The 12,301-nt window shown below is 36.8% G+C and carries 12 protein-coding genes; 5 read left to right on the forward strand and 7 right to left on the reverse strand.

Going from position 1 to position 12,301, the window contains the following annotated elements; translation table 11 throughout:
- Positions 1-199 precede the first annotated feature (199 nt).
- On the forward strand, positions 200-784 hold the full coding sequence (locus BKM32_RS10315) for an RNA polymerase sigma factor (RefSeq protein WP_053977946.1): 585 nt from the start codon (positions 200-202) through the stop codon (positions 782-784).
- 224 nt (positions 785-1,008) lie between these two features.
- Here the strand turns inward: BKM32_RS10315 and nth are convergent, their stop codons facing one another.
- Positions 1,009-1,668, reverse strand: coding sequence for an endonuclease III (gene nth / locus BKM32_RS10320; RefSeq protein WP_076663729.1), 660 nt, complete (start codon positions 1,666-1,668; stop codon positions 1,009-1,011).
- A gap of 37 nt (positions 1,669-1,705) precedes the next feature.
- Here nth and bcp point away from each other — a divergent pair, with 37 nt between their 5' ends.
- On the forward strand, positions 1,706-2,158 hold the full coding sequence (gene bcp / locus BKM32_RS10325) for a thioredoxin-dependent thiol peroxidase (RefSeq protein ID WP_076663730.1): 453 nt from the start codon (positions 1,706-1,708) through the stop codon (positions 2,156-2,158).
- A gap of 57 nt (positions 2,159-2,215) precedes the next feature.
- Here bcp and BKM32_RS10330 read toward each other — a convergent pair whose 3' ends face one another.
- A complete protein-coding gene (locus BKM32_RS10330; protein WP_076663731.1) occupies positions 2,216-3,667 on the reverse strand; it encodes a nicotinate-nucleotide adenylyltransferase in 1,452 nt (483 codons plus the stop codon).
- Positions 3,668-3,760: 93 nt separating this feature from the next.
- Between BKM32_RS10330 and BKM32_RS10335 the strand changes: the two genes are divergently transcribed.
- A complete protein-coding gene (locus BKM32_RS10335) occupies positions 3,761-4,522 on the forward strand; it encodes an MBL fold metallo-hydrolase (protein ID WP_076663732.1) in 762 nt (253 codons plus the stop codon).
- A gap of 3 nt (positions 4,523-4,525) precedes the next feature.
- The gene (locus BKM32_RS10340; RefSeq protein WP_076663733.1) at positions 4,526-5,035 is read left to right on the forward strand and encodes a hydrolase; all 510 of its coding nucleotides are present in this window, start codon (positions 4,526-4,528) and stop codon (positions 5,033-5,035) included.
- Here the strand turns inward: BKM32_RS10340 and BKM32_RS10345 are convergent.
- The 5 genes from BKM32_RS10345 to BKM32_RS10365 all read right to left on the reverse strand — a co-directional run bounded on the left by BKM32_RS10345 (position 5,032) and on the right by BKM32_RS10365 (position 10,290).
- Positions 5,032-5,682, reverse strand: a complete 651-nt coding sequence (locus BKM32_RS10345) for an alpha/beta hydrolase (RefSeq protein ID WP_076663734.1) — start codon at positions 5,680-5,682, stop codon at positions 5,032-5,034. The genes BKM32_RS10340 and BKM32_RS10345 overlap by 4 nt on opposite strands.
- A 6-nt stretch (positions 5,683-5,688) precedes the next feature.
- Entirely contained in the window at positions 5,689-6,015 is a 327-nt protein-coding gene (locus BKM32_RS10350) for a DUF4870 domain-containing protein (RefSeq protein ID WP_076663735.1), read from the reverse strand.
- The gene (locus BKM32_RS10355) at positions 6,015-7,268 is read right to left on the reverse strand and encodes a dihydroorotase family protein (RefSeq protein ID WP_076663736.1); all 1,254 of its coding nucleotides are present in this window, start codon (positions 7,266-7,268) and stop codon (positions 6,015-6,017) included. Before BKM32_RS10355 ends, BKM32_RS10350 begins: the two co-directional genes overlap by 1 nt.
- The gene (locus BKM32_RS10360; protein WP_076663737.1) at positions 7,265-9,190 is read right to left on the reverse strand and encodes a BatA and WFA domain-containing protein; all 1,926 of its coding nucleotides are present in this window, start codon (positions 9,188-9,190) and stop codon (positions 7,265-7,267) included. Before BKM32_RS10360 ends, BKM32_RS10355 begins: the two co-directional genes overlap by 4 nt.
- Positions 9,191-9,264: 74 nt before the next feature.
- Complete coding sequence (locus tag BKM32_RS10365; protein WP_253187451.1) at positions 9,265-10,290, reverse strand: glycosyltransferase family 2 protein; 1,026 nt, start codon at positions 10,288-10,290, stop codon at positions 9,265-9,267.
- 83 nt (positions 10,291-10,373) lie between these two features.
- Here BKM32_RS10365 and BKM32_RS10370 point away from each other — a divergent pair, with 83 nt between their 5' ends.
- On the forward strand, positions 10,374-12,269 hold the full coding sequence (locus BKM32_RS10370; RefSeq protein ID WP_076663738.1) for a peptidase M61: 1,896 nt from the start codon (positions 10,374-10,376) through the stop codon (positions 12,267-12,269).
- The last annotated feature ends 32 nt before the right edge of the window (positions 12,270-12,301 follow it).

Raw genomic sequence — 12,301 nt, forward strand, 5'->3', positions numbered from 1 at the left:
GTGCAAGCTTTATATCGGTTTTCCTCGTTTAGTATAAATAAAATGTTAAAGTTTGTTGTTAAATTTTGCTTTTTTGTCTTTATAGTTGTTATATTTGGTCATTAATCAGTCTAAAACCACTTGCCTATAGCATAATATTACTTTAAAAAAATTAACCCCAAGCTAGGAAGTTTTACTTCGAGCCATTAAAGTAATTATTATGAAAAACGAACTTATCACTGATGCTGTTTTAGTAAGGAATTATATTAACGGAGATGAGAGCGCTCTTTCCGTACTTATTTATAGGCACAAACAAAAAATTTACAGTTTTATCTATTCCAAAGTCTTGGATAGAGATGTTACCGAAGATATTTTTCAGGATACCTTCATTAAGGTTATACGTACCTTGAAGTTGAAAAAATACAACGAAGAAGGGAAGTTTTTGCCTTGGGTGATGCGTATTGCCCACAATTTGGTCATTGATCATTTTAGGAAGAACAACAGAATGCCCAAATTTGACAATGCAGGGGAATTCAGTATTTTCTCGGTATTGGGAGATGATAACTTAAATGCCGAAAAGCAGCTTATAAAAGATCAGGTAGAAAGCGATCTTAGACGGTTGATAGAAGAGTTGCCTGATGACCAAAAAGAGGTTTTGAAAATGCGTATGTACAAGGACATGAGTTTTAAGGAAATCTCAGACGTAACAGGCGTGAGTATTAATACAGCTTTAGGTAGAATGCGCTATGCATTGATCAATTTGCGAAAGGTGATTGAAAAAAATAATATAATTTTAACAAATTGATATAATAAAGTGATTTTTTGTACGTTATTGAAATTATAAGAACCTAAAAATTTAATAATGGCAAAACTTTACTCAGAATGCACACCCCCAAAGAAAGACAATCTGAATCCTAAAAAGGAGACCATAGAGTTTCTTTTAAATTATTCGAAGGCTTTAAGTGTTATACATTGTAATAAATTGAAGTTTGAAGCACTTCTAAACTAGACTTTGTAAGCCCTGAGACATCAGGGCTTTTTCATTTTATAATAGTCGTTGATTACAGTTGTTCTTCCAATAGTTTTGGTGATGATATCTTTATCAAGATCCCAACCTCTGGCTGGAGAATATTCTCTTCCGTACCAAATAATCTGTAAATGAAGATCGTTCCATAATTCTTCTGGGAACAATCGTTTCGCATCCTTTTCGGTTTGGACTACATTTTTGCCGTTGCTTAAATTCCAACGATACATTAAGCGGTGAATATGCGTATCCACCGGAAATGCGGGAATGCCAAAAGCTTGTGATAGCACCACTGCGGCTGTTTTATGACCTACGGCAGGCAATGCTTCTAGTTCTTCGTAGGTTTGCGGGACCTCGCCATTGTGTTTTTCAATCAATATTTCTGATAGCCCATAGATTCCTTTACTCTTCATTGGAGAAAGTCCAACTGGCTTAATGATTTCCCTAATTTCTTCTACCGAAAGTTTCACCATATCATACGGATTGTCTGCTCTTTCAAACAATAAAGGCGTAATCTGGTTCACTCTAACATCAGTACTTTGTGCAGACATCAGGACTGCTATCAATAAGGTATAAGGATCTTTATGGTCTAACGGAATTGGAATGGTTGGGTATAGTTCCTTTAAAGTGGTAATTACGAAATTCACTTTTTCTTGCTTGGTCATAAATTGTATTTTTGTACAAAATTCAAAGTTAATAATTATGACTCAATTACAGGTAGGAGATAAGGCTCCAGATTTTACGGCAAAAGACGAACAAGGAAACACAGTATCACTTGCAGACTATAAAGGAAGAAAGTTGGTTCTTTTCTTTTATCCAAAGGCAAGTACGCCTGGTTGTACGGCTGAAGCTTGCGATTTAAGTGATAATTATGAGCGTTTCCAAAGCTTGGGATACGATATTTTAGGCGTAAGTGCCGATTCGGAAAAGCGTCAATCCAATTTTAAGAAGAAATATGACTTTCCTTATCCATTATTGGCAGATGAAGACAAAGAAGTCATCAATGCCTATGGTGTTTGGGGACCTAAGAAATTTATGGGACGTGAGTTTGATGGCATCCATAGAACTACTTTTGTTATTGATGAACACGGGATTATTCAGGATATCATTCTAAAAGTGAAAACCAAAGCTCACGCCGATCAAATTTTGGCATAAAGAAAAGCCCTTTTGAAGTTCTCAAAAGGGCTTTTTTATAATATATCGTTTTACGAACTATTCTTCGTGGTAAACTTCTTCGGTTTCAAAACCAAACAAGTTCTCTTCTTTGATTAATTTCGCAACTCCTTCAGGCAGGAGGTTTTCCCAACCATTTTTGCTGTTGGAAATCATTTTTAATACGGTTCTAGAGAAAATGTTCAAAACACTTGGATCGTAATCGGTGATATCTACCACTTTTCCATTGTATTTAAAGAATTTATACAATTCTTTCATACGTGGGTGTACCTTAAGGTTTTCACTGTTTACCAACGTACCATCTTTGGTAACCATTGGATAAAGATATACGCGAAGATCCTTAAAGAACAATTTTCCGAAGGCCTCCAAAATACCACCACTCAAGTGACGGTAATATTTCTCGTCGAAAATATCTACAAGGTTGTTGACGCCCATGGCCAATCCCATTCTGTTTTTAGAATATTGAGAGAAATACTCCACCAAACGGTAATACTCTTGGAAATTGGAAATCAAAACCGTTTGTCCCAAAGAACACAATAGTTTGGCGCGGTCCATAAAGTCCTGCTCATTGATTTCTCCTTCGGCACGTAAGTTGGAAAGCGTGATTTCAAAAACTACCTGAGTGTTTTTAGGATCTACTTTATTCTCCTTAACAAACATGTCGTAAGACTTATGGAACATGTCCATATTTACTTTGGTTACCGGTCTAAAACTTCCACGGAATGCCAAAATGTTCTTTTTGTACAACACTCTCGCAGGAAGTACGTTGTTTCCATCTGGTGAGAACATAACCGCATCGGTCATGCCGTTTTTTACCAATTGTAAACTCATTAAACGGTTATCAACCTCACTAAAGATAGGACCGCTAAAGTTGATAGTGTCAATTTCTAGTTGGTCTTTGTCCAAGTGGTCATATAGATATCTTAAAAGCTTCTTTGGTTCATTGTATTTATAGAATGCTCCATAAATCAAGTTAGTACCGAGTACCCCCAAAGTTTCCTGCTGCAGTCTTGCGTCGTTTTCTTTAAAACGCAAGTGAAGGATAATTTCGTTGTATTCTTGCTCTGGATCTACTTGATATTTAATACCTACCCAGCCATGTCCTTTATAGTTCTTTGCAAAATCTATTGTAGCCACAGTGTTGGCATACGAAAAGAACAATTTGTGTGGGTGTTTATCTCTAGGAAGTCGTTTTTCTATTAAGTTAACCTCGTGGTTAAGCATTTTACGCAAACGGGCTTCGGTTACGTAACGTTTGTCGTCTTCAATACCATAGATGGCGTCACTAAAGTCTTTGTCATAGGCAGACATGGCCTTAGCGATGGTCCCAGAAGCACCTCCTGCTCTAAAGAACTGGCGAACGGTTTCCTGTCCAGCGCCAATTTCAGCAAAAGTTCCATAAATATTCTCATTAAGGTTGATTCGAAGTGCTTTCGACTTTAACGAAGGAACATCATCGAATTCTTTATCTCCCTTTAAGGTTATTTCCATCTTTTAAATCCGGGTTTTAAGTACTGCACAAAGGTATTAAAATACCATGGTAAACAAAAAAATAACATTATTTTTGTTCCAAACTCAGATGATTTGAAAGTTACATTTTTAGGCACAGGAACATCCCAAGGAATCCCCATTATAGGTAGTACACATCCTGTGTGCCTGAGTAAAAACCCTAAAGACAAAAGGTTACGAGTATCTGTTTTGGTAGAGTGGGATGACTATGCTTATGTGGTAGATTGCGGTCCAGATTTCAGACAGCAAATGCTACGAGCAGAATGCACAAAACTGGATGGTATTTTGTTTACTCACGAGCATGCAGATCACACCGCTGGGCTTGATGATATCAGACCTTTTAACTTCAGGCAGGGAGATATGCCCATTTATGCACATGAACGTGTTATTGAAGGATTGGAGAAACGCTTTGATTATATTTTTGAAACCGAAAACAAATATCCAGGGGCGCCAGGCGTAATATCTAATGTTATCACTAGCAAACCCTTTACTTTGGGAGGTTTAGAAATCATCCCTGTGAATTTAATGCACCATGAGCTGCAGGTTTTTGGATACCGATTTGGTGATTTTGCCTATTTAACGGATATGAAGACTATAGAGGAAGAGGAGATGGGGAAGTTGAAGAATTTAAAAGTTTTGGTGGTTAATGCCTTGCGTATAGAGCCGCATATGTCACACCTTAATTTAGAAGAAGCCCTAAATTTTATAGAAAGAGTGAAGCCAGAGAAAGCGTATCTAACGCATATCAGTCATCTTTTGGGATTTCACGACGAAGTACAACAAAAATTGCCAAGCAACGTTTTCTTGGCGTATGATAACCTACAAATTTCAATTTAAATTATGAAGAGCAGAATTTTTATGTACCTGTTTATTTTTTCGGTATTGTTAATCGTTTTCCAATATGCGAATTCTAAAAACATTTTGGATTCCTATGAAAAGGATATCAAACAGCTAAAGGACAAATTGGAAAAGGACAAAGTAGAAATAGAAGCGTTGCATGATGAAAATTTGGAATTGATGTACTTTGATATTGAGACGGATGAAGATGCCCTTTCCTATTTTGAAAACAAAGGTTACGATGTAGAGGAATTGATTCCTTTTATTAAGGATGAAATTTACAAATTGAATGTTTACGAAGGTGATGACCATCCGTTGGTGCCTTATGCATCTATGACTGATGGAAAGATTATGATCAATAAAATTAAATTATTGAACCATAAATGGATCATTGCCGATTTTAGTGACGGGAAATACTGGGGACAGATTTTTATGACCTATGAAATTTCAGAAACAGAGGAGCTGAAATTTAAAGTGGTGGAGTACTTTATGTATCCACCACCTTCAATCTAAATGCGTTCAGATAACCATTTTCTGAATTCGTAGAAGTTCTGTGGGGCAACGCCATGCCCTACAGGAAATTCAGAATAGGCGTGTTTGATATTGTGTGTGCTTAAGAATTTAGGGATTTTGCGAGCCCATTCCACAGGAATTACTTGATCCACACTTCCATGAGAGGCATAAATGTCTAAATTGCTAAAATCTTTACTACCTAAGTTTTCTGGCAAAATTTCTTCATTGATATAGCCACTCAAAGCAATGACATTCTTTATTTTTTCTGGGTAAGTCATTGCTACGGCATAGCTCAAAATACTTCCTTGGCTAAACCCTAAAAGTGTAACATTGTCTTTGTTTACTGGATAAGTATCGCAGGCTTGATCGATAAAGGTTGCAATTAAATCACGAGATTGCGCAGCTTGCACATTGTCGTTCCATTTGTTCATTTCAGCATCAAAATTGATGGCGTACCAAGCGTTGCCATAAGGCTGCATTGGGTAGGGCGCTCTTACAGAAATGATGAACAGTTCTTCAGGTAATTCCGAAGCAAAGGAATACAAGTCGTTTTCATCACTGCCATAACCATGAAACATAATCAATAACGGTGCATTTTCCTTTAAAGACGAAGGTCTGGTAATGTGGTATAGAGCTAAATTTGTCATTTGGGATTAGTTAATGTTACGAAACCACTCTTGAAAATATTCCCCTACTACAGGAATTGGTTTGTCCGAACCTTGAATGGCATTATACAAACCGAACAACCAAGACACAAAAGTAATGGTCCAAAGCACAGTGCCCAGCCAACTATTGATATATTGTTCGGAAACATTGGAAACCAATAGCATTAAAATTAACCCCAACATCTGGCGGATATGAAAACTGGTGAAAGGGTTTTTCTTTTCCAAATTCATGATAATGGCTATAATCAAGCCAACAAATGTCATGTAGCTTACAATCGCCAATGTTTTGCCTTCTTTTATCGTCTGTTCTGTCATTATTTTATTACCAATTGATTATTTGCAAAAATCCCGTAGGCTTTTCCTTTTAACTTATGGTCTACGAAGCAGCTGTTTTTGGAAGTCGCTATAATGTCTTCAGAAGAAAATGTGTAGGTGTCATCAGGGTTGAATAAAGTGATGCAAGCCGTTTCGCCAACTTTTATTGGATGATTTTCAATGCCAAAACGGTCTTTACCTTTGGTGAGTAATTCTACCGTTTTTTTAGTAGTGAAGGTTGAATTTAAGGCGCCAAAAGCACTTTCCAAACCGGTGGTTCCATATTGGGCGTGATCAAATTCCACTTTTTTATGTTCTATATCCAACGGATTGTGATCGCTAGTAACCATATCGATCGTACCGTCTTTTAACCCTTCAATAAGGGCTTCGATATCTTCTTGAGTTCTCAAGGGAGGTAATACTTTGAAATTGGTATCAAAACCTACCAAGCTTTCATCTGAAAACACGAGGTTATGTACCGCCACGCTACAAGTCACATTTAAATTCTTTGCTTTAGCCTTTCTAATAAGGTCTACAGATTTGGCGGTAGAGATAGTTGGAATGTGTAGTTTTCCTTCAGTGTATTCCAAAATAAAAAGGTCACGAGCTATTTGCAGTTCTTCCGCAAGGGCAGGGTTTCCTTTTAAGCCAAGCGAAGTACTTGTTATGTGCTCGTTCATGACTCCAAGTCCGGTAATTTTTGATTCCTGAGGGAATGACAATACCAAACCTCCAAAGTTACCTGCATATTGCAGCGCAATTTTTACAAGGTTGGGGTTGGAGATAGGCTTTTGGTAATCATAGAAAGCAACAGCACCTGCATTTTGCATATCGTATAATTCTGCCAAATCAACACCTTCGCTGTTTCTTGTCAAAGCGCCCACAGGGTAAAGGTTTACCGCATTTCCAAAAGATTTTGCCTTAAGGAATGAAATGTCCGTATTACAATCTATTACAGGGTGCGTGTTAGAATTTACAGCCACATCCGTAAAGCCTGAAAGTGCCGCTGTTTTTAATCCGTTTGCAATCGTTTCGCGGTCTTCGTATCCTGGCTCTCCAAAACTTACACTGCTATCGAACCATCCTTGGGAAACGTGCAGGTTTTCCAAAGTTAATTCTTCGTAGTTTTTGGTGTTTTCAATGGTTTCGGAAATTTGGGATATTTTCCCGTCTTCAATTAAAATATCAACAGTTTGATTGTGAAAATCGCTTTTGGAATCAACTATTGTTGCAGATTTTATAAGTAAGGTCATTTTAGGAATTTTAAGATAAGCATTTCAATGATTAAAAAAGCTACTGCAAAAATAACAAACCATTTCCATAGCTCATTAACATTAGAGGCACTTTTTATCTCGTTAATCATGGAGGAAACACTGTTACTGTTTGAAATTCCATCCAAGGATGCAAGGTTGTGGTAAGTCAATTGGGTTTCGCTTCTGTCGTAGTTGAAACTTAACTTTTTGAGCGCCTTGTCTTTATTCATAACCGTGATGATTCCAGCGGTTTCAGGGAATTCATTGGTTTTCAATTCCACCTTGTTCATGTAGGTTTGTTGTAGAGGAATCACAGATTGCTCATCACTTTTTAAGGAAAGGATATCATCCTGCTGCAGTTGGGTATTGATATCAATCGTGTTTTCCTTGCCTATGGTGTAATATAATTGCGGCAATTTTAAACTTTGCTTGCCAATATTATAGATTACGGGAACAATTAAAGGCGAGTTTTTAAAATTGGAATTGTCGTCATTCAATGCCGCCGAAAACACAAATACATGGTGATATTGTGATAGAAAAGAAGAGCCATCTTCAAATTTCAAAACGGCTGAAGGATTGGGGGCTTGTAACGTGAAATAAGAATTGGTCTTTGGATATTGAAAGTTGCTCACTTTTTTGTCGAATACATTCGTGAAAAGGGGGTGGTCAAAATTAATATTGGTAATATTCTTTTCGCTTTCAATGAAGTTGTTGAGTGAGCTTGTATTTAAATTTGTAAATAACTGATTTAATGCGTTTAATCTTGTTTTATTTGAAGGGATAATTAAGATGGTTCCGCCATTGTCATTATAAGCTTTTAAGGCTGTTGTTAGTGACATTGGAATGTCTTTCAGCTCATTGACGATAATTAAATTTTGGTCTTCAATTGTGTTGTAATCTAAAGATTTGAATTGGGATGAAGTATATACAAATTCATCATTGGTAAATATTTTACTTAAAAAAGTATCGTCTTCTTCATTTATAGACAGCACTTTGATTTTATCCTGTTGATTTAGGTTGAAATAAAGTGTGTTATCATAAAGAAGGTTGGGGTCATCAATAAGCAATTTACCATCTATTTCCTGATTGATTGGAAGAGTGAAAACGGCTGTATTACCTTCTTCAAAAGCAACAGAATTTTTAGCAACTAAATTATCATTATTGAAAAGTGAAACTGATTGATTTATAACATCTTGATTATGATTGTTTAAAGTAATAGTTAATTCTAGGTTTTCAACATCCTTTTTAGAAATGTAGGCGCTGTCAATACTCACGTTTCGGGTGTTAACAGGTTCCAATTGAACTGTATTTAAATGAAAAGTACTGTCTGCCTTAAAGGTAAAAGGAGTTCCCTTTTCCTGAAAATCTGATATCATTACCAAATTTTTAGTGGAGCTTTTGTCATTGGAAAATGCCTTTCTTCCTTTTAGCACAGCTGCTTCATAGGTTAATTGATTGGATGATGTTTTTAAGCGAATCAATTCATTTCTTAATGCTTTTATCGTGGTATTTGGGTGATAAGAATCGTTGGTAAAAAAGGTAATCTGGTCATTTTCTGGAACTGTTTCCAAAAGATCTTGTACAGCCGTATTCAATAAGGTCCCGTTTTTTCCTTTGGCTTCCATGCTAAAGGAATTGTCCAAATAAATAACGGTTTCTGTGCTGCTATTAAAGCTGTTAGATTTTGTAATATAGGGCTGTGCAAATGCAATGATAATGGCTGCAAGCAACAATAATCTTGTAATTAGGGTAAGCCATTTTTTAATTTGGGAACTTTTGCGGGTTTGCAGCGTGACATTCTTCAAAAACTGCACATTGGTAAAAGGCACTTTTTCAAAACGTCTTAATTGAAATAAATGGACAATTATAGGGATGATAAGTAGGAAAAGTGCGTAAAGAAGTTCCGGGTATTTAAACTGCATTCGTGTGGATTAAATGTACATGTATTCAAATATAGAAAATGATAGAGGATTATACTCTTTGGCTTTCAAGAATTTTAACAAAATAAATAGTAATCCTCTATGGGCTTCATACCTGATGACTGTAAGTGACGCACGATTTTGGTTTGTTCTTCAGGATTAGCAACGGTGATGATGCATTGTGGTTGTTTAAAAGTCTTTAAATACTCAAAACTGTGAAGCTCTTGACCGTAAATATGCTTTCCAATTTTCTTTTCATTATTACACAACCATGTAAAGGGAATTCTATTTGCTATCAGTTTTCGGGCAACCATTTTTCCTTTATGTCCAGCTCCCCAAAGTGCTAAAGGCCTTTTGTTGTCGTAATCCAGTTTGAGAAAATAACGAATTTTTAAAGGAATGAAATGGTTTTTGGAGTAGTGTTCGTCTGTTCTGGAAGCTCTATCGGGGTAATCCCGCCATTGATGCAATACTTTATTGCTAGGGATGCATTTCAATTGCCCTTTATAAAATCTAAAAGCTAAGTCGTAATCCTCAGGATAACGTTCAGGTTGAAAGGCTTTGCAGGCCTCCAAATCAGTCCTGTAAACCATCCAGCAAGGAGAGGGGATGGCACACTCTTTATAGATTTCCTTAAAATTATCGCCTTTTATGGTAAGTTTGTTGAGCCAAGTTTCGTAGCGCTGAAATCCATTGCCTAAGTGTCCAGAATTGGAAAAATATTGAACCAACCCCAAGGCAATATGGCCTTTTCCATGTATTTTAAGGTCGTGAAGCATGAATTGTAATTTATCAGGACTCATGATGTCGTCACTGTCCATTCGAGTAATAAATGCTCCCTTACTTTCGTTAAAGGCTAGGCGAAGTGCCGAAATGATTCCTGTTCCATTGTTTTTGAAAAGTTTAATCCGAGGGTCTCTTTCAGCATAGGAATTGACGATTTCGTAACTATTGTCGGTAGAATTGTCATCTACTATAATTAGTTCCCAAAACGTATGTGTTTGGCTTTGAATAGACTTGATACAGGCGGGTAAAAAATCGGCTGTATTTTTAAATGGTGTTAACACACTTACGAGAGCTTGTTGCATGGTACTAAGGTACATACAAAAATATTTTAACAAAACCTTTACTGAAAAAACGCATCCGATTGCGTAGATTTGCCCCTCGTTTTAAAAAAAATGAGCTTATGAAGAAAGTAATGGCCCTAATAGGGTTTGGAATGATGATGTTATCCTGTGGTTCCTCCCCAAGAACTTCTAATGAATTAGCAGTTTCAAACCCAATTGAATCCTCCATGGACTTAACCGCTGTTGTGAATGATAAGGTGCCCGTAACCATTAATCCGGGACGTTTTACCCAAGATACCGTTACCTACAGATTGCCTCGCGTAGTACAAGGGACTTACGATATCAGTGATTTTGGTGCCTTTGTTGATGATTTTAAAGCCTTGGATTATGATGGTAAGTCACTTCCCGTAGAAAAAGTGGATAAAAACACTTGGGTAATCACCAATGCTACCCAATTGGATAAATTGACTTACTGGGTAAATGATTCTTTTGATGTTGAAAGCAATCCGAACTATCCTAATTTGTTTTCTCCAGGAGGAACCAATATCGAGCCTAACAACTATGTATTGAATCTTCATGGATTTATAGGGTATTTCGATAGCTTGAAAAACAACCAGTATACATTGGACGTAGTATCTCCTGCTAATTTTGAAAGAACTTCTGCCTTACAAAAGGTTGCGGAAAGCGCTAGTGCCAATGGCGAAAAAATGACAACGAGCTATTTTGCGCCACGTTATTTTGATATAACTGATAATCCAATGATGTATGGGAAATTGGATGTTGAAGAGTTTATGGTTGGGGATATCAAGATTGTATTGAGTGTCTATTCTCCAAACAAAAAGCACACTGCCGAAAGTTTAAAGGAAACGATGTACAAAATGATGGAAGCCCAGAAAAACTATTTGGGATCTATCAACAGTACGCCTAGATATGATATTTACCTGTATTTATCTGATGGTAGTGCTAAAGCTCCAAAAGGATTTGGTGCCTTAGAACACCATACATCTACAGTGGTTGTTTTAAGAGAATGGGATTCCAAAGAATCTCTTGCACAATCTATGGTAGATGTCGTATCTCACGAGTTTTTCCACATTGTGACGCCACTTACGGTGCATTCTGAAGACATTCATTATTTCGATTATAACACTCCAACATTCTCCAAGCATTTATGGATGTACGAAGGTGTAACGGAATACTTTGCGCAACATTTTCAAGTGTATGAAGGTTTGGTGACGCCAAGGGATTTTTTTGGAACCATGGATAAAAAGATTGATCATGCCAGCTATTTTAATGATGCTTTAAGCTTTACGGAAATGAGCGAAAACATCACGGAAGAGCCCTATGCTTACAATTATGTAAATGTGTATCAAAAAGGAGCATTGATTGGGATGTGTATGGATATCTTGATGAGAGAGGAAAGTGACGGAACACGAAGTATGTTGTCTTTAATCAAAGAATTATCTTCAAAATATGGTAAGGACAAGCCTTTTGAGGATGATAGCATCATTGATGAAATATCAAATATGACCTATCCGTCGGTGGCAGCTTTTCTACAAAACCATGTAGTGGGTAGCGTGCCAATCAATTATGATGAGTTTTTTGAAAAAGTTGGTTTGTATTATGAAGAAACAAAAGTCGCAACCAATTATGTACAGGCTGCAAACGGTTTGGTGATGGACAGAAATAAGGAAACCGAAGAAATGTTCTTTACCGATAATGTAGAAGATAATTCTTTCTGGAAGGAGCAAGGTGTACAGCCAGGAGACAAGTTGGTTGGCATTAATGGCTTCAATATTTCCGATATGAATATCAAATTTGTGGTAAGCCAGATTTTTGCTTGGGAAACTGGTAAGGAAGTAGATGTTACTTTGGATAGAAATGGAGAGACAATTGAAATCAAAACAACACTGACTCCTGCATTTACCACAAGTAGAACTTTGGTTGAAAACCCGAATGCTACTAAAAAGCAGATTGCTTTAAGAAATGCATGGTTGAATCAAAGCGAGAATATGTAAAAGCTAAATAGTTATAAATGAAAAGAGCCCGA

Origin of the sequence: Mangrovimonas sp. DI 80, assembly GCF_001975575.1 — a bacterium.
Lineage (GTDB): Bacteria > Bacteroidota > Bacteroidia > Flavobacteriales > Flavobacteriaceae > Mangrovimonas_A > Mangrovimonas_A xylaniphaga.

Excerpts from the sequence above, each read along its gene's own strand:
- BKM32_RS10330 (WP_076663731.1), bottom strand. The coding sequence starts at position 3,667 with ATGGAAATAACCTTAAAGGGAGATAAAGAATTCGATGATGTTCCTTCG.
- BKM32_RS10365 (WP_253187451.1), bottom strand. The coding sequence starts at position 10,290 with ATGTACCTTAGTACCATGCAACAAGCTCTCGTAAGTGTGTTAACACCA.
- BKM32_RS10360 (WP_076663737.1), bottom strand. The coding sequence starts at position 9,190 with ATGCAGTTTAAATACCCGGAACTTCTTTACGCACTTTTCCTACTTATC.
- nth (WP_076663729.1), bottom strand. The coding sequence starts at position 1,668 with ATGACCAAGCAAGAAAAAGTGAATTTCGTAATTACCACTTTAAAGGAA.
- BKM32_RS10340 (WP_076663733.1), top strand. The coding sequence starts at position 4,526 with ATGAAGAGCAGAATTTTTATGTACCTGTTTATTTTTTCGGTATTGTTA.
- BKM32_RS10345 (WP_076663734.1), bottom strand. The coding sequence starts at position 5,682 with ATGACAAATTTAGCTCTATACCACATTACCAGACCTTCGTCTTTAAAG.
- BKM32_RS10315 (WP_053977946.1), top strand. The coding sequence starts at position 200 with ATGAAAAACGAACTTATCACTGATGCTGTTTTAGTAAGGAATTATATT.
- bcp (WP_076663730.1), top strand. The coding sequence starts at position 1,706 with ATGACTCAATTACAGGTAGGAGATAAGGCTCCAGATTTTACGGCAAAA.
- BKM32_RS10355 (WP_076663736.1), bottom strand. The coding sequence starts at position 7,268 with ATGACCTTACTTATAAAATCTGCAACAATAGTTGATTCCAAAAGCGAT.
- BKM32_RS10370 (WP_076663738.1), top strand. The coding sequence starts at position 10,374 with ATGAAGAAAGTAATGGCCCTAATAGGGTTTGGAATGATGATGTTATCC.
- BKM32_RS10350 (WP_076663735.1), bottom strand. The coding sequence starts at position 6,015 with ATGACAGAACAGACGATAAAAGAAGGCAAAACATTGGCGATTGTAAGC.